The organism is Rhodococcus chondri (genome assembly GCF_036327435.1).
GTDB classification, from domain to species: domain Bacteria; phylum Actinomycetota; class Actinomycetes; order Mycobacteriales; family Mycobacteriaceae; genus Rhodococcus; species Rhodococcus chondri.
Genome location: NZ_JAUZMZ010000085.1, coordinates 1 through 21802 on the forward strand (window position 1 = coordinate 1; position 21802 = coordinate 21802).

Below are 21802 nucleotides of genomic sequence, written 5' to 3' on the forward strand. Positions count from 1 at the left end.
AGATCGACAAGATCACCTTCGAGAACGCCTCTCGCTTCTTCGGCTGGGATCCTTTCGCGCACATCCCGCGCGAGCAGGCCACCGTGGGTGCGCTGCGCGCCAAGGCGGCCGATGTCGACATCAGCGAAACCTCCAAGACCGAGTACCGGCGGCGTTACGAACTCGCCAAATCCTGACGCTCGCGCCGACCTCTCGCGCCCACCCCGCCGGATCTCCGGGCAACGGCCCCGATCTCCGGCGAGGTGGGCGTCGCGCTAGGTGGCCGTGCGCCAGAGCAGCGCGTGCAGGCACTCGACGGCTTCGGCGGGGGACTCGACATCGAGCACGCCACCGGCGGGCATCTTCCATCCCCCGATCGCGACCACCGGCACACCGACCCGAACGGCCAGAGCGACCTCGCTCATCGTCCCCCAGCTGCCCCCGACCACGATCAGCGCGTCGCTGCTACGCACGAGCAGGGCATTGCGCATCTCCCCCAAACCCGTCGGTATCGCCACCGTCAGATATGGGTTCCCGCTGTCGCGGTCGTCACCCGGTAACAACCCGAGTGTCGTTCCGCCCGCTTCGATCGCACCGCGCGACGCCGCCGCCATGACGCCTCCGAGTCCGCCTGTGACGACCACGGCCCGGCGACCGGCGAGCAGCCCGCCCACCTGCCGGGCGATCCGCCGCTGCTCGGGGGTGGCTTCACCAGGACCGACCACCCCGACGTAACGCTGCGTGTGCATAACGGGATTGTCCACCACCCCAGGGTTGGATTCAGCCCTATCTCCGGTTTGTGCTTCGACCACCGGGGCGGGTCGTGCCGGAGCCCTGGGGCACGGATGCTCAGTGCATGACCACGACCGGCAGCGCGCGACCCCTCCGGGGCACCACCGTGCACGCGGACGACGGTGTCCCGCTGGCGGTGCTGGAGGTGGGACCGGCCACTGCGCCGCTCACTCTCGTGTTCGTCCACGGTCACTGCCATGACACCGGGGTCTGGACGACTCTGCGCGACGCCTTGCCGCCCACAACCGGTAGCCCCGTACGGATGGTGTTCTTCGATCATCGCGGCCACGGCAGGTCCGGTGGCGCACCGGCCGAGACGTACACGGTGGATCAGGTCGGCCGCGACCTGGCGGCCGTACTCGACGCGGTCACGCGCGGTCCGGTGGTGCTCATCGGGCATTCGATGGGCGGCATGGCGATCCTGTCGTACGCGCGGCAGCATCCGGCCGACGTCGGGTCCCGCGTGGTGGGGGTTGCGCTGATCGCCACGGCTGCTGACGATCTCGTCCGTTCCGGGCTCGGGCGGTACCTGCACAGCCCGGCGGTGGAGTTGTTCCGCCGGGCTGTGTCCCGAGCACCTCGCCTCACCCAGCGCGCGGTCCGGTTCGGTGGACGAACCGTGTTGCCGCTGGCACGGGCAGTACCGCGTCGCGCAGGGAAGCGGGGGCAGGGTGAGTGGTGGTTACCGGGACTGCTCGCACTGCTCCGCAGCGACACGTCGGTGGTCACGATGGCCGGCTTCCTACGATCCTTCGCGGCGCTCGACGAAGCCGCGGCATTGACCGTGCTGGCTTCCGTTCCGGCGCTGGTGCTGTGCGGTTCCCACGACGAGTGGACGCCGTTCGAACTGTCGACCGGCCTGGCCGCACGTCTTCCGCTGGCCGAACTGGTGCGCGTGGACGACGCGGGTCACTCGGTGATCGTGGAGCGCCCGGCGGAGGTCGCTACGGCCCTGGGCCGCCTGTGCACGGCTGCCCTGGAATTGCTCTAGAGTTCGCGTTCGGTGATGACGCCGCTGTGCATCGCGAGTTCGGCCAGCCGCACGCGTTTCTGATTCTGCGGCAGATCCTCGACCCCGAACTTCGTGAAGAGTGCCCGCAGGTGAGTCTTCACGGCATCGACACTGAGGAACAGTTCGGACGCGATCTCCTGATTCGACGCCGGGGTAGCGAACGCCGCGCCGTGCTTGTAGGGACGACACAGGGCACGCAGGATTCGTCGCTGCGTGTCGGTGAGGGATCGCACCGTAGGCAGCTCGGAGGCAAGCCGGGTCACCTCGTCCGGACCCGCCCCCATCTCCTGGAATTTCAACCGTTTCGGGCCGATACGGATGCTGTCCCCCTCCCGGAGCCGGCGGCGCCCGGTGATGCGCTCTCCGTTGACGAAAGTGCCGTTGCGGGAGAGTCCGTCGTCGACGATGGTCCAGTGCGTCCCCAGCCATTCGACAACCGCGTGCAGACGGGACACCTCATCGTCGCCGGGAAACGATACGTCTGCTTCGACGGCGCGGCCGATGGTCACGCGCGGAGTGTCCGGCGACAACACGAAGCTGTGCTGTCGTCCCTGCTCATCGATGTGGATCAAGCGCGTCTCGGCAACAATGTTCACTACGACCTCCAGGGCACTGGACTTATCGTGCGCTCCCGTCGCGACGTCGGCAAGGGGCTGCGGTCGCCGGGAGGTGTCCGACGATAATGAGCGGGTGAGCCGACGTCGTGCCCGTGTCCCTGTCTCTCCGGATTCGCCGTGCCCGTGCGGTCGCGGTCTCCCTCTCCGCGAATGTTGCGGACCGATGCTGGCCGGTCGACCGGCGCCGAGTGCCGAACAGCTGATGCGCTCGCGGTACACCGCGTTCGCGGTCGGAGACGTCGACTATCTGCGCCGGACGTGGCATCCCTCGACCCGCCCGGCCCGGCTCGAGCTCGATACCGATCGGCGGTGGACCGGCCTGGACATCATGCGCACGACGGGCGGCGGCTTCCTGCACACCGAGGCCACGGTGGAGTTCCGGGCACATTCCGTTCACCGCAACCAGCCCGACGTGTTGCACGAGCACAGCAGATTCGTCCGGGAGGAAGGTCGCTGGCTCTACCTCGACGCGATGGACTGATCCGCACGGGACCGGACAGCAGTCACACGGAGTCGGCACTGAAGGTGTCGGCACACCCGGATTTCAGCGCAGCAGAGTGGCCCGGAGCGTCTCGGCGAGCCAGGTGCGATACCGGTCGACCTCCCACCCGCAGTCGCGCCGCAGCAGCGCATGCACCTGGGGCGAGCTCAGCGTGTACAGCACGTCGGCCGCGTGGTCGACGTCCACGCCGTCGCGTAGCCAGCCGCTACGGTGCAGTCCCTCGGCGATGGTGCGGGCATTCACGGCGGTCGCGCGGGCATCGTCCTCCGCGAAGCGGCGCATATCGAGGTCGGCGCCGGCGGATTCGACCGACGTCATCAACAGGTCCCCGGCACGCTCGAGCATGGCTGCGCCGTAACCGACCACTTGCTCGACGATCAGGTCCGCGTCCGTTCCGCGGGGGTGTCCGACGGCCCGGCGATCGGTGGCGGGCCCATCGGTCTGCGCGACCGCAGACTCGCCGCCGGCATCCGCGTCGGCGACGCCGGCCACCGCCTCGTCGAGGGCGTCGCGGAACAGTTCGGCCTTGCCGCCGGGAAATGCAGTGAAAACCGTCCGGATTGCGACACCGGCTTCTTCCGCGATCTGCTTCACGGTGGTGCTCACGTATCCGTTGCGAACGAACAGGCGTGCGGCCGCATCTCGGATCGTGACGCGCGTCCGGCGAGCGGCCTCTTCTCGCAGAGGCGAGCTGTAAGTTCTCCTGACGCGATCGGACATCGAATTCAGCCTAGCAGTATCGAGTGCAGCCCTGATGCAGCTGATTTCCGGACCCTGCGCGCATCGCCACGACCGGGCATGCTGTTCTGGTGCGCATCTTCGAAGTCTGGGCCCCGCTCCCCTCCTCCGTCCGACTCCACGTGGACGGTGCGCTCCACCCGATGGAGCGCGACGACCGCGGGTGGTGGCGCGCGGAGGTCGACGCCTCCCCCACCGCGCGCTACGGCTTCGTCCTCGACAAGGACGAGACCGTGCTGCCGGATCCGCGATCGCCGCGCCAGCCGGACGGAGTGCACGGGCCTTCGCAGCTGCACGCCGTCGATCCCACTGCGTGGACGGACACGGCATGGACCGGCCGACAACTCGCCGGGAACGTCGTCTACGAGTTGCACATCGGCACGTTCACCGAGGACGGCACCCTCGACGCGGCGATCGGCAGACTCGACGACCTCGTCGAGCTCGGAGTCGGATTCGTCGAACTCATGCCGGTCAACGCGTTCAACGGCGTTCACGGCTGGGGGTACGACGGGGTGCTGTGGTACGCGGTGCACGAACCGTACGGCGGACCCGATGCCCTTCAGCGTTTCGTCGACGCCGCGCACACGCGCGGACTCGGTGTCGTCCTCGACGTCGTCTACAACCATCTCGGACCGTCCGGCAACTACCTCGACCGTTTCGGCCCGTATCTTTCGTCCGGTCCGGGCATCTGGGGCGACTCGGTGAATCTCGACGGGGCCGGATCCAGCGAAGTCCGGCGCTACATCATCGAGAACGCCCTGCGGTGGCTGCGCGACTTTCACATCGACGCCCTGCGACTCGACGCAGTTCATGCCCTCGTGGATCACACCGCTATCCATCTGCTCGAGGAACTCGCGGTCGAAACGTTCAGGCTCTCGGCGCATCTCGGTCGCCCGCTGAGCCTGATCGCCGAAAGCGATCTGAACGATCCACGGATGATCACGCCGCGGTCGGCCGGAGGTTACGGGCTACAGGCGCAGTGGGACGACGACGTCCACCACGCCATCCACGCCGCGGTCTCCGGCGAACGACAAGGCTACTACGGTGATTTCGGCTCGCTCGAAACTTTGGCACACACTCTCGGGCACGGTTTCTTCCATGCCGGGACCTACTCGACCTTCCGCGGCCGCATGCACGGGCGTCCACTCGATGTGCGGCGCATCCCCGCGAGTTCGCTACTGGCCTATACCTGTACCCACGACCAGGTGGGCAATCGGGCGCTCGGTGACCGTCCCGGGATCTACCTCGACCACGGGCAGCTCGGCGTCAAGGCCGCGCTGGTACTGACCTCTCCCTACACGCCGATGCTCTTCATGGGTGAAGAGTGGGGTGCGAGTACCCCGTTCCGGTATTTCACGTCCCACCCCGAACCGGAACTCGCCGCCGCCGTCGTCGAAGGACGCCGGCGCGAGTTCGGTCAGCACGGCTGGAACACCGAGGACGTCCCCGATCCCCAGCATCCCGAAACGTTTCACCGGTCCAAGCTCGAGTGGCGGGAGCGTTCTGCGCCCGACCACGCCCGGTTGCTTCGCTGCTACCGGGACCTGATCGCGCTGCGTCGTGCCCGGGTCGAACTCACCGATCCCTGGCTCGAACACGCGCAGGTCAGCTACGACGAGGAGGAACAGTGGATCGTCGTATCCCGCGGTGCGCTCCGGGTGGTGTGCAATCTCGGTCCTGATCCGGTCACCGTGCCGGCCGGCGGGCGGGCGGTGCTCTGGTGGGACGAGCCTGTCGTCAACCGCACCGAATCGGCGGTACTCGTGCCCGGACATTCGTTCGTCGTCCTCGAAGCTCCGTCACCTACGCGGTGAGCACGAAATCGTCTGCAACGGTCCGGATAATCCCATTGATCGAGCTTCGATCACCCGAGTACCGTCGTATATGCCGTCGAAATTCTCGAGGTGAATCCGAATTCTCGAGGTGAATCGTCATGAAAATCAAGACAGCCCTGGCGAGCACATTCCTCACCACCGCCCTTGTATTTGCTCCTGTGGGAGTGGCCACGGCGACCCCGTCGACCGACTCCTCGCCCCCGGTGGCCGCGGTCAACCACAACCATCACGACAAGCATCACGACGGAGACCGCCACAACCACGGTGACCGCAACAACCACTGGCGTAACGATCGCGGCCACAAGGATTACGATCGCTGGGACTACAACTGGCGGTCCGACTGCTTCTGGCTCGGACCGTGGCTGATGTGCATGCCCTGGTAAACCGTTCGACCGACCCGAACAACACTCTCCCCGAATCCGGCCTCGGGCCCGGTGATCCCGGCCTGCGCTAGGTGAGGTAGCGGTAGGCCGGGGATCCCGGCTCGAGGCGCTGCGCCTCGATCCGCGATGCGTCCATCCTGTTGAGCAAGGGTGAAAGACCGTCTGCCGCACCGAGTTCGATGCCGACCAGCGCGGCCCCCGTCTCACGATTGTTGCGCTTGACGTACTCGAACAACGTGATGTCGTCGTCGGGTCCGAGGACTTCGTTCAGGAATCCGCGCAACGCGCCGGGTTCCTGGGGGAAGTCGACGAGAAAATAGTGCTTCAGACCCCGGTGCACGAGTGAGCGCTCGATGATCTCGCCGTACCGGGACACGTCGTTGTTGCCTCCGGAGATCAGGCACACGACGGTCGCTCCGGGCTGCACCGTCAGCGTCTCGAGGGCGGCCACCGAGAGTGCTCCGGCCGGCTCGGCGATGATGCCCTCGTTCTGATACAGATCGAGCATCACGGTGCACAGTGCGCCCTCGTCGATCTGCGTCATCCCGAAGGGCGCCTTGCCCAATCCCTCCTGCCGGAGGGTGGATACCAGCGGCAGACTCGAGTGCGAGACGACCTCGGCCCCGAGCTGCGAGACCACCGCGTACGGAAGGTCTCCGATCCTCTTGACCGCCGCGCCGTCGACGAAGGGCTCGACCTCCGGCAGTGTCACGGGGCCACCGGCAACCAGCGCGGCGGTCATCGACGCCGCGCCCGCCGGTTCGACGCCGACGATCGAGGTGTGAGGCGACCGATCGCCGAGGTACGCGGCCAGGACGGCGATGAGACCGCCACCTCCGACCGGCACGACGAGCAGATCCAGGTCGCCGGGGAGTTCGGCAAGGATTTCCCGGGCGATGGTGCCCTGTCCGGCTGCGGTCCGGACATCGTCGAACGGGGGAATGATGGTTGCGCCGGTGCGGGCGACGTCCTCGGCGGCGGCTGCCGCCGCCGCGTCGAACGAGTCCCCCCCGGCGATCAACTCCACGTAGGCGCCGCCGTGCACGCGGATGCGATCCCGTTTCTGCTTCGGGGTGCGTGTCGGGACGTAGATCCGGCCGGAGATACCCATGGCCCGGCATGCGTACGCCACGCCCTGAGCATGGTTTCCCGCACTCGCGGTCACGACGCCCACCGCGCGCTCGCCGTCGTCGAGCTGGGCCATCGCGTTGTAGGCTCCGCGCAGCTTGAACGACCGGACGCGGGTGAGGTCTTCGCGCTTGAGGTACACATCGGCACCTGTCAGCGCCGAGAGGCGGGCGCTGTATTCGAGAGGTGTCGGCGAGACCGCGGGGGCAATTCGCTCGGCAGCTGCATCGATGTCGGCCGCAGTGGGTATGGCGGTTTCACGGATCGAGTCGGCTGCGTGCGAGGTGGAGGTCACCCGTCAATGCTGCCACTGCCTCGACCGCCGGACCAAGGCGGGCCCCGTCCGTCCAGGCCGGACGTGGGCAGCCGCGACAAACCCGGAAGTTCGGAGACCCGAACACTTCGATGCGCGTACCCTGAAGGTCGTTGCTGCACCCGAGGGGAGAGGAGAACGCGATGACCGCCCTCGATTCGCCGACGCGTCCGGGCCCACGGGTCCCCGGCGTCGATATCGCAGGCACGTCGTGGCCGCTGTACAAGCTCGAGGCAATGGTCCTCGGATTCGTTGTTCTCGCAGCCGTTTTCGTTGCCACCGGGGATACACAGAGCGCGGTTCTCGTCGCAGCAACCGTCACCACTGTCACATGGTGGATCCGCTTGCTGCACTATCGCCGATCGCTGCCGTAACCCCTGGCGCTCAGGTCGCGAGGCAACTCGGGCCGAGCAGCGCCTTGAGGTCGCCCATGAGCGCCGACGACGGTTCGACACGGAAGCTGTCGTCGAGTTTGAGGATCGTGACCTTGCTGCCCGTGATCAATCGCACATGAACATCTGCGGTCCCGGGGTGCCGCGTCAGGACGTTCTTGAGAGCGCCGATCTTGTCGGGAGTGCACAATCGGGTCGGCATGGCCACCGACACCGGCTTCGCCACCCCCACCTGCGATAGATCCGGCACCGCCAGGTCATTGGCGATCAGCGAGATCCGGTCGTCCCGGATCGACACGCGGGCCTTGACCAGCACGACGGAGTCCTCGACCACATCCATGCCGTACACCGCGTAGGACTGCGGGAAGAACAGCACCTCGATCCCGCCGGTGAGATCCTCGATCTGCGCGGACGCCCACGCCAGGCCGTTCTTGTTGATGCGGCGGTTCACCGAGGCCAGAATGCCGCCGACGGTGACCTGTGTGCCGTCCTTGATGTTGCCCTCGAGGATCGCCGGGATCGGCGTGTCGGCTTGGGCGGCGAGTACGTGCTCGACACCGTTGAGCGGGTGACCGGACACGTACAGGCCGAGCATCTCCCGTTCGAGCGCCAGCAGGTGTTTGCTGTCCCACTCCTCGTCGGGCACTTTGACATCGAACACCGACGAGATGGATTCGTCCGCGTCGGCGCCGCCGAACAGGTCGAACTGCCCGATCGCCTCTGCCTTCTTGGTGCTCATCACTGCGTCGATAGCGTCCGCGTGCACCAGCATCAGGCCCTTGCGGGGATGGCCCAGCGAATCGAAGGCGCCGGCCTTGACGAGCGACTCGGTGACCTTCTTCGTGCACGCAACCGTATCGATCTTGTTCAGATAGTCGGAGAAATCGGCGTATCGCCCCTTGTCCTCCCGGCCCTTGACGATCGACGTCACCACGTTGGCGCCCACGTTGCGGACCGCGCCGAGACCGAAGCGGATGTCCTCCCCGACCGAGGTGAAGTTGGTGTAGGACTCGTTGACGTCCGGCGGCAGGACGGTGATGCCCATCTTGCGGCAGTCGGACAGATATACCGCGGCCTTGTCCTTGTCGTCGCCGACGGACGTGAGCAGACCCGCCATGTACTCGCCCGGAAAGTTGGCCTTGAGGTACGCGGTCCAGAAGGAGACGAGACCATAGCCGGCGGCGTGCGATTTGTTGAACGCATAGCCGGCGAACGGGAGAATGGTGTCCCACAGCGCCTTGATCGCCGGCTCCGAGAACTCGTTCTTCAGCATGCCCTCACGGAACCCGGCGTAGGCCTCCTCCAGCACCGAGAGCTTCTTCTTACCCATCGCGCGACGCAGGATATCGGCCTGTCCGAGCGAGTAGCCCGCCACCTTCTGAGCGATCTGCATGATCTGCTCCTGATACACGATCAGGCCGTAGGTGTCGGCGAGGATCTCCTTGAGTGGCTCTTCGAGCTCGGGGTGGATCGGCTTGACTTCCTGACGGCCGTTCTTGCGATCGGCGTAGTCGTTGTGGGCGTTCATGCCCATCGGGCCCGGCCGGTACAACGCGAGAACGGCAACGATGTCTTCGAAACCGGTGGGCTGCATGCGTCGCAGCAGATCTCGCATCGCCCCGCCGTCGAGCTGGAAGACGCCGAGCGTGTCGCCCCGCGCCAGCAACTCGTACGTCGCCGGGTCGTCGAGCGGCAGCGAATCCAGATCCAGATCGATGCCGCGGTTGGTCTTGATGTTGTCGATCGCGTCGCCGATGACGGTGAGGTTGCGCAACCCCAGGAAGTCCATCTTCAGCAGTCCGATGGCCTCACACGACGGGTAGTCCCAGCCGGTGATGATGGCACCGTCCTGAGCCCGCTTCCACAGCGGAATGGCGTCCATCAGGGGCTCGGACGACATGATCACCGCGCACGCGTGCACGCCTGCGTTGCGGATCAGGCCCTCGAGACCGAGCGCGGTGTCGTAGATCTTCTTGACGTCCGGGTTCGACTCGATGAGGGCACGAACCTCGGTGGCTTCCTTGTACCGTTCGTGACCGGGATCGGTGATACCGGAAACCGAAATGTCCTTGGCCATGATCGGCGGCGGCAACGCCTTGGTGATCTGGTCGGCGATCGCGAAGCCGGGCTGACCGAACTGCACGCGCGCCGAGTCCTTGATCGCCGCCTTCGTCTTGATGGTGCCGAACGTGATGACCTGGGCGACCTTGTCGCTGCCCCACTTCTCGGTCGCGTAGCGCACCATCTCACCGCGACGGCGATCGTCGAAGTCGATATCGATATCGGGCATCGACACGCGTTCGGGATTGAGGAATCGCTCGAACAGCAGACCGTGCGGAATCGGATCGATGTTGGTGATGCCCATCGCGTAGGCGACCAGCGAACCGGCCGCCGAGCCACGTCCGGGACCCACCCGGATGCCGACGTCACGGGCGTGGTTGATCAGGTCGCCGACGACGAGGAAGTATGCGGGAAAACCCATCTCGCAGATGACGCCGATCTCGTACTCGGCACGCGCGAGGTACTCCTCCGGCGCACCGCCCGGGAATCGGCGATCGAGGCCGGTGAGCACTTCCCGGCGCAGCCAGCTCGCTTGCGTCTCCCCTTCGGGCACCGGGAAGATCGGCATCCGGTCGCGGTGCGTCCACACATCTTCGTAGGACTGCACGCGCTCCGCGATCAGCAACGTGTTGTCGCAGGCACCGGGCACCTCGTCGTCCCACAGCGCCCGCATCTCCTGCGCGGACTTGAGGTAGTAGCCGTCGCCGTCGAATTTGAAGCGTGTGGGATCGGACAGGGTCTTACCCGTCTGGATGCACAGCAGCGCTTCGTGGTTCTCCGCAGCGTCCTTGGTGACGTAGTGGCAGTCGTTGGTGGCCAGCGGCGGGATGCCGAGCCGGCGGCTGATGTCGAGCAGTCCCTCCCGCACCCGTCGTTCGATCGACAGGCCGTGGTCCATGAGCTCGAGGAAGAAGTTGTCCTTGCCCCAGATCTCCTGCCATTTCGCGGCAGCTTCGAGCGCTTCACGTTCGTGGCCGAGACGCAGCCTGGTCTGAATCTCCCCGGACGGGCAACCGGTGGTCGCGATGATGCCCTCGGCATGATGCGCGATGAGCTCTTCGTCCATCCGCGCCCACTTGCCGAGCTGACCCTCGATGGACGCGAGCGACGACAGCTTGAACAGGTTGCGCAGGCCGGTCGCATTCTCGGCGACCATCGTCATGTGCGTGTAGGCGCCGGAGCCGGACACGTCGTCGGACTTCTGACTCGGGTCGCCCCAGCGCACACGTTTGGTGCTGAACCGGGACTCGGGCGCGACGTACGCTTCGATGCCGATGATCGGCTTGATGCCGGCACTGGTGGCGGAGTTGTAGAACTCGCTGGCGCCGTACATGTTTCCGTGGTCGGTCATGCCGACCGCCGTCATCTCCAGCCGTTCGGCTTCCTTGAACAGCGGGCCGAGTTTGGCCGCACCGTCGAGCATCGAATACTCGGTGTGGTTGTGCAGATGAACGAACGAGTCAGCCACGCGTGCCTCTCCCGGAATGTCTGTGGGCACCGACGAGTCTAAGCCGACGGACCGACCGGAGTGACCACGGCGCGCCCGCGACGGGCCCGGATCAACGCGTCCGTGCTGTACACCACAAGAGCCACCCAGATCAGCGCGAATCCGATCCAGCGCGACGCCGGCATGTCCTCGTGCAGGATGAACACGCCCCAAGCCATCTGCAGGCTCGGGGTCAGGTACTGCAGCATGCCCAACGTTGCCAGCGGGACCCGTTGTGCGGCAGCTCCGAAGAGCAGCAGCGGTATCGCGGTCACCAGCCCGGCGGACACCAGCAGCAGCGCGTGCCCGGTCCCGTGACCGGTGAACGTCCCCGTGCCCGTAACCGCCAGGAAGATCAGATAGCCGGCGGCGAAGGGCACCGCCACGATGCCCTCCCCCGTCAACGAAGTGCGCGGATCGAGCGGCACGACCTTCTTGACCACCCCGTACAAGGCGAACGACAACGCGAGGGTCAGCGCGATCAGCGGTGGCCTGCCGTAGTCGACGGTGATGACCACCACCGCGAGCACGGCGATCACGAGCGCCACGACCTGGGCAACGCGGAGTCGCTCTCTGAAGAACAGCACACCGAACAACACGCTGACCAGGGGGTTGATGAAGTACCCCAGCGCGGTCTCGACGACTCGCCCGGACACCACGCCGTAGATGTAGACACCCCAGTTGACCGCGATCGCTGCGGACGCGCACGACACGAGCACCCACGTGCGCGGCCCCAGCCCCCGCAGCGCCCCGAGCCGGCCCGCCACCGCGAGCACCACGAGCATCAGTACCAGGGTCCACAGCACCCGGTGCGCCAGGATCTCCACGGCACCGGCCGGGGCCAGCAAACCGAAGAAGGCGGGGAACAGACCCCACGACGCGTACGCGCCGACACCGCACAGCACACCGGTTCTGATCAGTCCTGGGTTCACGTGAGGTGCGCTGCGGGTCACCGCTCAACGGTAGGCCGACGGGGCACCGGGTGCTCACGGGGGCCTACGGGGTCACGGCTCACCGTCGTCCGGTCCCGGGGCCACGGTCTCGACATGTTCCGGGAGCAGCGGGGTGACCGAGAACCGGCCCGCGACCGCGTCCGCCGGCAGCGCTTCCACCGCCCGGAGGCGAGGGTCGGCCGCTGTCTTCCGCAGCTCCGTCGGGGTACCGCGGATCACCGCGCCGACGACACAGGCACATTCGGTCGTGATTCGATCCGCCGACGCCGCCGCGATCCGGGCCGAACGGTCGGTGCCCGACGCCCGGGTGTACAACCGGGCGGCTGCGACGGCCGGCGCGCGGTGCAGCGCCTCGGGATGCGCGGACACCGCGACCGGCACCAGTGGGGTCTGCACCCTGTCGATCGGAGCGCGGAACAGCACCTGCGCGACCCGGAGATCACCGGTGGACTCCGCCACCGCATCGACATCGACGGGTTCGCCGAACGACACCAGCGCCCACCGCGGCGCCCCGGTCTCGTCCTCGGCGTCGTCGATGCTCGCCCGGGCACGCCCGAGATAGTCCACGACGGCCTCGCCGTTGTCGGGGCCGAGAGCATCGGTCCGCACCGACGCGGTCCGCACCGGATTGAGCACACCGGCCACGACCACGGCGAGCATCAGCACCGCGACCGCCGCCCACGGAAGGATCCGCCTCATGGTCGGCCTCGCTCAAGCGTTGCGCAGCACGTCGAGGGCATGCTCGAGATCGGCGGGGTACTTGCTGGTGATCTCGACCCAGTTGCCCCGAGTGGGGTGGGAAAAGCCGAGTGAGCGGGCATGCAGCCACTGCCGCTCCAGGCCGAGCCGGGCCGCGAGCCGGGGATCGGCGCCGTACGTCAGGTCACCGCAGCACGGATGCCGCAGTGCCGAGAAATGCACCCGGATCTGGTGGGTACGACCCGTCTCGAGGTGGATGTCGAGAAGACTTGCAGCCTGGAACGCTTCGACCGTGTCGTAGTGGGTGACGCTCGGCTTGCCGTCCGCGGTCACCGTGAACTTCCAGTCGCTGCTGCGATGCCGCCCGATGGGAGCGTCGATGGTGCCGCTGCTCGGGTCCGGATGCCCCTGCACGAGAGCGTGGTAGCGCTTGTCGACGGTGCGCTGCTTGAACGCCCGCTTGAGCATGGTGTAGGCCCGCTCGGAGGTGGCCACCACCATGACACCCGAGGTGCCGACGTCGAGCCGGTGCACGATGCCCTGCCGCTCGTGAGCTCCCGAGGTCGAGATGCGGAAGCCTGCGGCGGCCAGTCCCCCGATCACCGTCGGTCCGGTCCAGCCGACGCTGGCGTGCGCCGCGACACCGACCGGCTTGTCGACCGCCACGATGTCGTCGTCGGCGTACAGGATCTCCATGCCCTCCACGGGCTGAGCTTCGATCGTGAGCGGCCGGGGTGGCTCCGGTATCTCGACTTCGAGCCACGACCCGGCGGAGAGCCGGTCCGATTTACCGACGGGTGTGCCGTCCACAACCACCCCGCCCTCCTCGGTGAGCGTGGCGACGACGGTCCGGGACAGACCGAGCAGGCGGGCGAGACCCGCGTCGACACGCATCCCGTCGAGCCCGTCGGGTACGGGCATCGCCCGGGTTTCCCTCACTGGCGTGATTCCTTTCCGGTGTTCTCCGCGGTGGTGGTCTTCGCTGTGGTGCTCTTCGCTGTGGTGTCCATTCCGGCGCCGTTCTTCCCAGCGCGGTGGACGGTTCCGTCCGGCTCGATCCCGAATACGGTCAGCGCGACCAGCAGGATCGCGCCACACACGATCGCCGAGTCCGCGACGTTGAACACCGGCCACCATCCGACCGAGACGAAGTCCACGACGTGGCCCTGCAGGGGGCCCGGAGAACGGAACAGGCGGTCGGTGAGGTTGCCGAGCGCGCCGCCGAGCACGAGGCCCAGCCCGAGCGCCCACCACTTCGACCGCAGCGTCCGGCCGATCTTGATCACCCCGATGACCACACCGATCGCCACCAGCGTCAGCAGCCAGGTCATACCGGTGGCCATGGAGAACGCGGCACCCGGGTTCCTGACCAGCGTCAGCGTCACGGTGTCGCCGATCAGGGAGATCGGATCGGCGGGGTCGATGAAATGAACCGCGACGATCTTCGTCGCGAGATCGAACACGTAGATCAGAAAGGCGACGGCAAGCAGGGACCGCAACCGTCGGCCGGCCGGCGAGTTCACTGCCGTCGCGACCGGGACCTGGGCCGCCGGATCAGGGGCGCGGTCGGATTGGGAAGCATCATCGGTCACCTCGCCATCATCCCCTACGCGGCCGACTCGACGGCCACCCCTCCCGTCGTGGCTACCCTGGTGAGGTGCCTGTGCTGTCCAGATTCACCCGCCCGAGGCCGTGTGCCCTCGTCGCCGTCCTGTCCCTGACTGCCTTCGTCGCCGGGTGCGGTCAGTCGCCCGACGGGTCGGATGCCGTCACCGCCGCCACGTCGACCGAGGTGACGGTGCCGGTATCGGCGGTGACCGCGACGGTCCTGGACCCCGGAACCGAACCCCGTGCCGTGAGGCGGCTTACGCCCGAGGCGGGGGTCGAGCAGAGCGTGATCCTCACCACCCGTTCCGAGGTGTTCCAGCAGATCGGAGATCAGCCGCGCCAGGATTTCTCCACACCCGAGCTGACGCTGCCGCTGACCGCGACCGTCACTCAGGCCGTGTCCCCCGCCACGCCCAGTACCCTCGTCGACCTCGTGCTGGGGGACGTGTCCTCGTCGGATCCGACTCTCGAGGAGTCGTTCGCAGCCGCCGAAGGGTCGGGTGCGGGGCTGACCATCGGTCCGAACGGTGCGGTCAGTGCGTTGCGTCTCGAGCCGGCGGACGACGCCGCGAATGTGACCCGATCGGCGATCGAGCAGTCGTTCTACCAGGCCGTGTACCGAATGGTGGCCTTCCCCGACAGCGAGATCGGGGTCGGGGCCGTGTGGCAGCTCCATCAGCAGGTCATGAGCGCGGGTATCACGATCGACCAGGTCGGCACCACGACGCTGGTCTCGAACGAAGACGATCGGCTGACGGTGCAGGTGAAGCTCGAGCAGACTCCGCGGGAACCGACGTGGGTGCTCCCCAACGGGCAGGGTCATCTCGATATCGAGCACTACACCATGGCGGGTGAGGGCACGATGATCGTCGACCCGGCCATGCCGCTGCCGATCGAGGGCGAGTTCACAGTGAGCGGTGACCAGACCTACGTCGATCCGGACGGCTCGACCCGGCTCGCACAGTCACAGGTCGATCGGGTGGCCTGGAGTACACCCGACGCGTAGACCTCGTCTGTCGCTGCGCGGTGGCCGAGGAAGCTGTGGGAACAAGCGGTGGCCGGTGCGATTATCTCGCACCGGCCACCGTTTCGGTCGAACGAATGAATCAGGCGCAGGCGGGCGACTGCAGCTGAGCCAAGTTGACGATGTTGCACGCATCGTTCTTCGACAGCTTCCACACGCCGTCCTCGGCGACGAAGTTCACGATTCCGGAGGCGACCTGGTCCCCGATCGTGTTCTCGATACCCGCTGTGGCGGTGCCGTCTTCGTTGTCGTTGATGTCGATGATGGTGACCTGCGCACCGGCCTGCTTCGCAGCTGCGGCGACCTGGGGAATCAGGGTCGGATCGGCTTCGGCGCCCTGCACGAGGTTCGTCTTCTCTTCCGCGGGGATGGTCTCGTCGAAAGCCCGGTCCAGCATGCCCTGCAGTTCCTCGACGGTCGGCACCGGCGGGTAGTTCGCGGCGACCTCGGTCGTGGTGGTCGCGGTGGTGGTTTTCGCGGTGGTCTCGGTCGAGCTACCTCCGTCGTCCGAGCTGCAGGCGGACATCGTGAGGGCGGTGGCGAGTGCCACCGTGGCGACGGTGATCTTGCGAAGCTTCAACTTCTCGTCCTTCTTGTTCTCGATCGTGCACGACGTGCGTGCTTCGGGTTCATCCAGCAGCGGATGGTCCACCGCGGCAGCGGATCGTCCGCAAGAGTACCCGGCGGTAGTAAGAACACGATGAGCGCTTCGAGAACGCGTGTCAGTTCAAGCTCGCGAGCGGATCGGCGGCGACGAGGCCCGGATCTGCTTCGTCGAGTGTGCGCGCCGGCCCGGGACCTGTCGAGCGGGTCTCGAAGCGGATGGTGACCACTCGGTGACCCGCACCCTGCACCCACCCGTGTCCGTACTCGGGGTGGAAAACATCCATCCCCGGATGCCACCGCTCGGATTCGGGCCGCCCCGACACCGCGCCGGCGTCGTCGGACTCCTCGTCCTCCGGCGAATCGCCGGGGGCACACTCCAATTCGGGAAACAAGGTGTCCTGTGCAATGGCGGACAGTCCCGCCAGACCGACCCCGACCAGGCGGATCGGTCCGACCTCCATCGGATCGAGGGCAAGTCGCTGCGCGGCGGAAGTGAGCACCTGCAGATCCTCGGTGGCGTACGGCAAGGTCGACGAGCGCGTGAGCACACTCATGTCGGCCCTGCGCAATTTCAGCACCACGGTGCGTGCGGCACGGCCGTCCTTGCGCAACCGGGTATGCGCGGCCAGCGCGCTCGCGGCGACCGCGCGACGAAGCCCGGGCATGGTCACGATATCGGTGGCATAGGTGGTTTCGGCACTCACCTGCTTGGCCTCGGCGCGTTCCGCCACGGGCCGGTCGTCGACCCCGTTCGCGAGCCGGTGCAGGCCCGGGCCGACGGTCGCGCCCAGGATGGACGCCGCCTCCCCTACCTGCAGTGCAGCGAAGTCACCGATCGTCTCGATCCCGAGACGCCGGAGACGGTCTTCCGCGACGGGGCCGATACCCCACAATTTCCGGACGGGAAGGCCCTGGAGCAGCGCGCGTTCCTCGTCGGGACGCACGACCAGCAGACCGTCCGGCTTCGCCAGGCCCGAGCCGATCTTGGCGATCTGCTTGCCCGATCCCGCCCCGATCGACGCGACGAGCCCGGTCATGGCCCGCACGTGTCCGCGCAACTCCACGCAGTACAGCTCGACCTCGTCGGCCGTGGCGCCCACAAGATCGACGGGCTCGGCGAATGCCTCGTCGAGCGACAGGGTTTCGAGTATCGGAATCCGGGACCGCAGGGTGTCGAAGACCGCCGTGCTCAACTCGCGGTAGAGGACACCACGCGGCGGCAACACGACCGCACCCGCGCCGACGAGACGCCGTGCCCGGCTCATCGGCATCGCCGACCGTGCCCCGTACACGCGGGCCTCGTAGCTCGCCCCCGCCACCACACCGCGAGCGCCCAGACCGCCCACGAGCACCGGCCGACCCCGCAGGGTCGGCCGGGTCAGCTGCTCGGCGGAAGCGAAGAACGCATCGAGGTCCAGGTGCAGAACCCATCGCCGGCTCACGGTGGTGGGCATCCCACCACCCGGGGACCACACACCGACGCACTCACACCCTGGCGATCGAAGCCCGAGTCCCCTCACCGAGCTCGACGGCGTCGGCCCCTGCCGGGGCCAGCTCGAACGTCGTCGCCAGGATCTCCCCGGCGATCAACTCGCGGTGCCGAGCCGCCCACTCCGCCCGCTCGGACGGCACCTCGAAGCGCACCGTGATGCGGTCCGAGACGTCCAGCCCCAGCGTGCGGCGCGCATCCTGCAGTTCCCGGACGCGGTCCTTCGCCCAGCCCTCGGACTCGAGTTCCTCGGTGAGGGTCGTGTCGAGGACCACCAACCCGGCGCCGCCGGGCAGAGCCGCCGTCGACTCGGGTTCGGCCGCAACGAGTCGGCTGGCGTATTCCTCGGGCAGCAGCGCGATTCCGGCTGCCACCACCGTGCCGTCCGCGTTCTCGGTCCAATCACCGGACTTGACGGCCTTGATGACCTTCTGCACGTCCTTGCCGAGGCGCGGGCCGGCGGCGCGTGCGTTGACGACGACCTCGAACCGCCCGTGCGATTCCACATCGTCGGTGGTCACCACCTTCTTGACATTGACTTCGTCCTTGATCAAATCGACGAACGGGTCGAGGTGTGCCGATCCCGGTGTGGCGACGGTGACCTGAGGCAGCGGCAAGCGCACCCGGAGATGCTGGGCCTTACGCAGCGACAAGGCCGTCGAGCACACCCCGCGCACCTCGTCCATCGCCGCCACCAGCGCCGGGTCTGCAGGCAACTCCGACGCGGCCGGCCAGTCGGCCAGATGCACGGACCGGCCCCCGGTCAAACCGCGCCAGATCACTTCCGATGTCAGCGGCAGCAGCGGCGCAGCCAGCCGCGTGACGACCTCGAGCACCGTGTGCAAGGTGTCGATCGCATCGGAGTCCTCGTCCCAGAACCGGTTGCGGGACCGGCGCACGTACCAGTTGGTCAGCGCGTCGCAGAACGTGCGGACCTCGTCGCACGCGCCGGCGATGTCGACGATCTCGAGCGACTCGGTGATCGAGTCCCGCGTCGCGGCGAGCTTCGCGAGGATGTATCGGTCCAGCACATGCGTCGAGTCGGTACGCCACGAGCCCGGCTTCGAGGCGTACAGCTGCAGGAAGCTCCACGCGTTCCACAGCGGCAGCAACGCCTGGCGCACACCTTCACGGATGCCCTGTTCGGTGACGACGAGGTTTCCGCCCCGCAGGATCGGCGACGACATGAGGAACCACCGCATCGCGTCGGAACCGTCGCGGGAGAACACCTCGTTGACGTCTGGGTAGTTCCCCTTGGACTTGCTCATCTTCAGCCCGTCCTCGCCGAGGACGATGCCGTGGGCAGCGACGGTCTTGAACGCCGGTCGATCGAACAGCGCGGTCGCGAGCACGTGCAGGGTGTAGAACCAGCCGCGGGTCTGCCCGTTGTACTCCACAATGAAGTCACCCGGGTAGTGGGTATCGAACCATTCCCGGTTTTCGAACGGGTAGTGCACCTGCGCGAACGGCATCGAACCCGATTCGAACCAGCAGTCGAGCACTTCGGGTACTCGGCGCATCGTCGATTTGCCCGTGGGATCGTCCGGGTTCGGCCGGGTGAGCTCGTCGATCATCGGCCGGTGCAGATCGTCCGGACGCACCCCGAAATCGCGTTCGAGATCGTCGAGGCCGCCGTACACGTCGATCCGCGGATATTCGGGGTCGTCGGAGATCCACACCGGGATCGGGCTGCCCCAGTAACGATTACGGCTGATGTTCCAGTCGCGTGCGCCCTCGAGCCACTTGCCGAACTGCCCGTCGCGGATGTGCTCGGGCACCCACGTGATGTCCTGGTTCAGTTCGACCATGCGGTCGCGGAACCGGGTGACCGCCACGAACCACGAGGGCACCGCCATGTAGATCAGGGGCCGGCCGGAACGCCACGAGTGCGGGTAGGAGTGCTCGATCGTCTCGTGGCGCAACAGCTTCCCGCCGGCCTTGAGATCCTTGATGATGACGGGGTTCGCATCGAAGACCTGCAGACCCTCGTACGGCGGCACCAGAGAGGTGAACTTGCCGCCCGGATCGAGCGGCTGCACGAGTTCGATTCCGTTGCGCTGGCAGTACTCCATGTCCTCTTCACCGAAAGCCGGTGCAAGGTGGACGATTCCGGTGCCGGACTCGGTGGTGACGTAGTCGGCTGCGATGACCTGATGAGCATTGTCGCGCCCGACGAAGAAGTCGAACGGGGGCTCGTAGGCGAGGCCGACGAGGTCGGCGCCGGAATACTCACCGAGAATCCGCGGCTCGTCGCCGAATTCGCGGGCGTAGTGGCCGAGTCGATCCTTCGCGAGCACGTACGTCTTCGCCTCGCCTGTGTCCACACCACCGTCCTCCCCCACCCGGACGGCGACATAGGTGATATCGGGGTGCACCGCGATCGCCAGGTTGGACGGCAACGTCCACGGCGTGGTGGTCCAGATCAGGGCATTGGCACCGTCGAGTTCGCTGCCGGGCGCCCGCAGCACCATGTCGACGGTGACGGCCGGGTCCTGCCGCATCTTGTACGCGTCGTCCAGTCGGGTCTCCTGGTTCGACAGCGGCGTCTGCTCGTACCAGCTGTAGGGCAGCACCCGGAAGCCCTGGTAGATCAGTCCCTTGTCGTAGAGAGACTTGAACGCCCACATGACCGACTCCATGAAGTCCAGGTCCAGGGTCTTGTAGTCGTTGTCGAAGTCCACCCAACGAGCCTGGCGGGTGACGTAGTCGCGCCACTCTCCCGTGTATCGCAGCACCGACTGCTTGCAGTAGGCGTTGAACTCGGCCAGTCCCATCGTGTCGATCTCGGACTTGTCCTTGATGCCGAGTTGCTTCTCGGCTTCCAGTTCGGCAGGGAGCCCGTGGCAGTCCCAGCCGAAGCGCCGATCGACCTTCTTGCCCAGCATGGTCTGGAAACGTGGGATGACGTCCTTGACGTACCCGGTCAGCAGGTGCCCGTAGTGCGGTAGGCCGTTCGCGAACGGCGGGCCGTCGTAGAACACGAATTCTTCAGCGCCCTCGCGATTCGAGATCGACGCGCGGAAAGTGTCGTCCTCGGCCCAGCGGGCCAGCACCCGGTTTTCCATCTCCGGAAAGTCGACACTCGAATCGCGCGCGATGCCGTAATCGACGAGCGGATACCCTCCGGCCGCCGGTTCGTCCGTGAATGCCGCGGTGCGGTCTGCTGCAGCGTGATTGTCGGTCACAGCGTGGCTCCTCGTGCCTGTCGTGCTCGGCACGGGGACGATCACCACGCCTGCTGCGCGGTCACCGCGGTACCACCCCGCTTGCACCGCCCCGGAACACCGGGACGGGCCTCTCGTTCGGGCTGTGACGGGCCCACCCGTTCGGTTCTACTGAGCCGCTCACCCCGGAGGTGTGGAGCAACCGTTCTTCCGAAGGCTCCCCGGTGATGGCCGGATCAGCGCCGCCCCGCGATGCGGGGTGAAGGTTTCTGACTTGCACTGCCCATTGTAGGCAGCGATGTTCAGTCGCGTGAATCGTGCTCGTCGCGGGCGGGCCGAGACGAGCGTTCCCGGCGCCGGTCAGCGGCCGTGTTCCTGTCCGCAGGGACGGTGCGTCCTCCCAGAGCGCTGGTGAGCAGCAGAACCGCTCCCACTACACACACCGCGATGCAACCCCACGCCCAGATCACGGATCCGGTCATCAGCGCGATGACGAGAAGACCGAATCCGATCGCTGCGAGTACCAGAGTGGCGACGAGCATGACGTCCCCTCAACTGCGGTGCGGAACCAGGCCGGACCTCGTTCAGCTATTGCCCTTGGCGAAGGACGACGAGCCGAACGACGTGGAATTCGACTGGTTGAAGGCATCCTGACCGCTGTCGACGGGCACAGCCGAGCCGCGCTGCTCGAGTTCCTCGAGCTGCGATTCCAGGTAGGACTTGAGGCGAACCCGGTACTCACGCTCGAAGGTCTTCAGTCGCTCGATCCGCTCCTCGAGCACCGAACGCTGCTGGTTGATGGTCGCCATGATTTCGGTGTGCTTCTTCTCGGCGTCGGCCTGCAGCGCGTCGGCCTTCTCCTTGGCCTGGCGAAGCTGCGTCTCGGAGCGGGTCCGGGCGTCGGCGAGCATCGCGTCGGACTTCTGGCGGGCGTCGGCGATCATGGCCTCGCTGCGCGTACGCGCGTCGGAGACCAACTGCTCGGAATTCGTGCGGGCGTTGCGCACGAGCTCCTCCGCTT

At 66.9% G+C, this 21802-nt stretch carries 19 protein-coding genes and 2 pseudogenes; 7 read left to right on the forward strand and 14 right to left on the reverse strand.

Going from position 1 to position 21802, the window contains the following annotated elements:
- Nucleotides 1-176, forward strand: a pseudogene (locus tag Q8814_RS15390) (amidohydrolase family protein); the annotation flags it as partial.
- A gap of 78 nt (nucleotides 177-254) precedes the next feature.
- On the opposite strand, the gene Q8814_RS15395 reads toward Q8814_RS15390, so the two are convergent.
- Nucleotides 255-728, reverse strand: coding sequence for a TIGR00725 family protein (locus tag Q8814_RS15395; protein WP_330152904.1), 474 nt, complete (start codon nucleotides 726-728; stop codon nucleotides 255-257).
- Nucleotides 729-835: 107 nt separating this feature from the next.
- Between Q8814_RS15395 and Q8814_RS15400 the strand changes: the two genes are divergently transcribed.
- Nucleotides 836-1762, forward strand: coding sequence for an alpha/beta fold hydrolase (locus Q8814_RS15400; protein WP_330152888.1), 927 nt, complete (start codon nucleotides 836-838; stop codon nucleotides 1760-1762).
- On the opposite strand, the gene Q8814_RS15405 is transcribed toward Q8814_RS15400, so the two are convergent.
- Nucleotides 1759-2379: an FHA domain-containing protein gene (locus Q8814_RS15405; protein ID WP_330152889.1), complete on the reverse strand. Its 621-nt coding sequence runs from the start codon at nucleotides 2377-2379 to the stop codon at nucleotides 1759-1761. The genes Q8814_RS15400 and Q8814_RS15405 overlap by 4 nt on opposite strands.
- Before the next feature lie 184 nt (nucleotides 2380-2563).
- On the opposite strand from Q8814_RS15405, the gene Q8814_RS15410 reads away from it, so the two are divergent.
- Complete coding sequence (locus Q8814_RS15410; protein ID WP_330152890.1) at nucleotides 2564-2881, forward strand: YchJ family protein; 318 nt, start codon at nucleotides 2564-2566, stop codon at nucleotides 2879-2881.
- A gap of 63 nt (nucleotides 2882-2944) precedes the next feature.
- On the opposite strand, the gene Q8814_RS15415 is transcribed toward Q8814_RS15410, so the two are convergent.
- Nucleotides 2945-3622, reverse strand: coding sequence for a helix-turn-helix domain-containing protein (locus Q8814_RS15415; protein WP_330152891.1), 678 nt, complete (start codon nucleotides 3620-3622; stop codon nucleotides 2945-2947).
- Nucleotides 3623-3711: 89 nt separating this feature from the next.
- Here Q8814_RS15415 and treZ point away from each other — a divergent pair, with 89 nt between their 5' ends.
- Together treZ and Q8814_RS15425 are read left to right on the forward strand one after the other, a co-directional pair.
- Entirely contained in the window at nucleotides 3712-5454 is a 1743-nt protein-coding gene (gene treZ, locus Q8814_RS15420; RefSeq protein ID WP_330152892.1) for a malto-oligosyltrehalose trehalohydrolase, read from the forward strand.
- Between the two features lie 119 nt (nucleotides 5455-5573).
- Nucleotides 5574-5858 (forward strand): hypothetical protein, encoded by a 285-nt coding sequence (locus Q8814_RS15425; RefSeq protein WP_330152893.1) that lies wholly within the window; start codon nucleotides 5574-5576, stop codon nucleotides 5856-5858.
- 67 nt (nucleotides 5859-5925) lie between these two features.
- Here Q8814_RS15425 and ilvA read toward each other — a convergent pair whose 3' ends face one another.
- Nucleotides 5926-7281 (reverse strand): threonine ammonia-lyase IlvA, encoded by a 1356-nt coding sequence (gene ilvA, locus Q8814_RS15430; RefSeq protein WP_330152894.1) that lies wholly within the window; start codon nucleotides 7279-7281, stop codon nucleotides 5926-5928.
- Between the two features lie 161 nt (nucleotides 7282-7442).
- Here ilvA and Q8814_RS15435 point away from each other — a divergent pair, with 161 nt between their 5' ends.
- Nucleotides 7443-7673: a hypothetical protein gene (locus Q8814_RS15435; RefSeq protein WP_330152895.1), complete on the forward strand. Its 231-nt coding sequence runs from the start codon at nucleotides 7443-7445 to the stop codon at nucleotides 7671-7673.
- A 10-nt stretch (nucleotides 7674-7683) separates the two neighbouring features.
- Here the strand turns inward: Q8814_RS15435 and dnaE are convergent, their stop codons facing one another.
- Genes dnaE through lspA form a run of 5 tightly spaced genes read right to left on the reverse strand, consistent with a single transcriptional unit; the run spans nucleotide 7684 to nucleotide 14482 of the window.
- A complete protein-coding gene (gene dnaE, locus Q8814_RS15440) occupies nucleotides 7684-11220 on the reverse strand; it encodes a DNA polymerase III subunit alpha (RefSeq protein ID WP_330152896.1) in 3537 nt (1178 codons plus the stop codon).
- A 38-nt stretch (nucleotides 11221-11258) separates the two neighbouring features.
- Complete coding sequence (gene rarD / locus Q8814_RS15445; RefSeq protein ID WP_330152897.1) at nucleotides 11259-12191, reverse strand: EamA family transporter RarD; 933 nt, start codon at nucleotides 12189-12191, stop codon at nucleotides 11259-11261.
- Nucleotides 12192-12242: 51 nt separating this feature from the next.
- Nucleotides 12243-12890, reverse strand: coding sequence for a hypothetical protein (locus tag Q8814_RS15450; protein ID WP_330152898.1), 648 nt, complete (start codon nucleotides 12888-12890; stop codon nucleotides 12243-12245).
- A gap of 12 nt (nucleotides 12891-12902) precedes the next feature.
- Nucleotides 12903-13811: an RluA family pseudouridine synthase gene (locus Q8814_RS15455; protein ID WP_330152899.1), complete on the reverse strand. Its 909-nt coding sequence runs from the start codon at nucleotides 13809-13811 to the stop codon at nucleotides 12903-12905.
- A 14-nt stretch (nucleotides 13812-13825) separates the two neighbouring features.
- Nucleotides 13826-14482 (reverse strand): signal peptidase II, encoded by a 657-nt coding sequence (gene lspA, locus Q8814_RS15460; RefSeq protein ID WP_330152900.1) that lies wholly within the window; start codon nucleotides 14480-14482, stop codon nucleotides 13826-13828.
- A 65-nt stretch (nucleotides 14483-14547) separates the two neighbouring features.
- Here lspA and Q8814_RS15465 point away from each other — a divergent pair, with 65 nt between their 5' ends.
- Complete coding sequence (locus tag Q8814_RS15465) at nucleotides 14548-15504, forward strand: hypothetical protein (RefSeq protein WP_330152901.1); 957 nt, start codon at nucleotides 14548-14550, stop codon at nucleotides 15502-15504.
- A gap of 100 nt (nucleotides 15505-15604) precedes the next feature.
- Here Q8814_RS15465 and Q8814_RS15470 read toward each other — a convergent pair whose 3' ends face one another.
- The 5 genes and pseudogenes from Q8814_RS15470 to Q8814_RS15490 all read right to left on the reverse strand — a co-directional run.
- Nucleotides 15605-16174, reverse strand: a complete 570-nt coding sequence (locus tag Q8814_RS15470) for a hypothetical protein (protein WP_408015911.1) — start codon at nucleotides 16172-16174, stop codon at nucleotides 15605-15607.
- A 70-nt stretch (nucleotides 16175-16244) separates the two neighbouring features.
- Complete coding sequence (locus Q8814_RS15475; protein ID WP_330152902.1) at nucleotides 16245-17582, reverse strand: DNA polymerase IV; 1338 nt, start codon at nucleotides 17580-17582, stop codon at nucleotides 16245-16247.
- Between the two features lie 31 nt (nucleotides 17583-17613).
- Nucleotides 17614-20802, reverse strand: coding sequence for an isoleucine--tRNA ligase (gene ileS, locus Q8814_RS15480; RefSeq protein ID WP_408015912.1), 3189 nt, complete (start codon nucleotides 20800-20802; stop codon nucleotides 17614-17616).
- A gap of 281 nt (nucleotides 20803-21083) precedes the next feature.
- Nucleotides 21084-21323 carry a hypothetical protein gene (locus Q8814_RS15485; protein ID WP_330152903.1) on the reverse strand — a complete coding sequence of 80 codons (240 nt, stop codon included), beginning with the start codon at nucleotides 21321-21323 and terminating at the stop codon, nucleotides 21084-21086.
- Nucleotides 21324-21365: 42 nt separating this feature from the next.
- A pseudogene (locus Q8814_RS15490) lies at nucleotides 21366-21802 on the reverse strand (cell wall synthesis protein); the annotation flags it as partial.

Coding starts and splice junctions, on each gene's coding strand:
- Q8814_RS15410 (WP_330152890.1), top strand. CDS start 2,564: ATGCTGGCCGGTCGACCGGCGCCGAGTGCCGAACAGCTGATGCGCTCG.
- Q8814_RS15425 (WP_330152893.1), top strand. CDS start 5,574: ATGAAAATCAAGACAGCCCTGGCGAGCACATTCCTCACCACCGCCCTT.
- Q8814_RS15395 (WP_330152904.1), bottom strand. CDS start 728: ATGCACACGCAGCGTTACGTCGGGGTGGTCGGTCCTGGTGAAGCCACC.
- Q8814_RS15400 (WP_330152888.1), top strand. CDS start 836: ATGACCACGACCGGCAGCGCGCGACCCCTCCGGGGCACCACCGTGCAC.
- Q8814_RS15435 (WP_330152895.1), top strand. CDS start 7,443: ATGACCGCCCTCGATTCGCCGACGCGTCCGGGCCCACGGGTCCCCGGC.
- Q8814_RS15455 (WP_330152899.1), bottom strand. CDS start 13,811: ATGCCCGTACCCGACGGGCTCGACGGGATGCGTGTCGACGCGGGTCTC.
- Q8814_RS15475 (WP_330152902.1), bottom strand. CDS start 17,582: ATGCCCACCACCGTGAGCCGGCGATGGGTTCTGCACCTGGACCTCGAT.
- Q8814_RS15485 (WP_330152903.1), bottom strand. CDS start 21,323: ATGCTCGTCGCCACTCTGGTACTCGCAGCGATCGGATTCGGTCTTCTC.
- Q8814_RS15450 (WP_330152898.1), bottom strand. CDS start 12,890: ATGAGGCGGATCCTTCCGTGGGCGGCGGTCGCGGTGCTGATGCTCGCC.
- Q8814_RS15415 (WP_330152891.1), bottom strand. CDS start 3,622: ATGTCCGATCGCGTCAGGAGAACTTACAGCTCGCCTCTGCGAGAAGAG.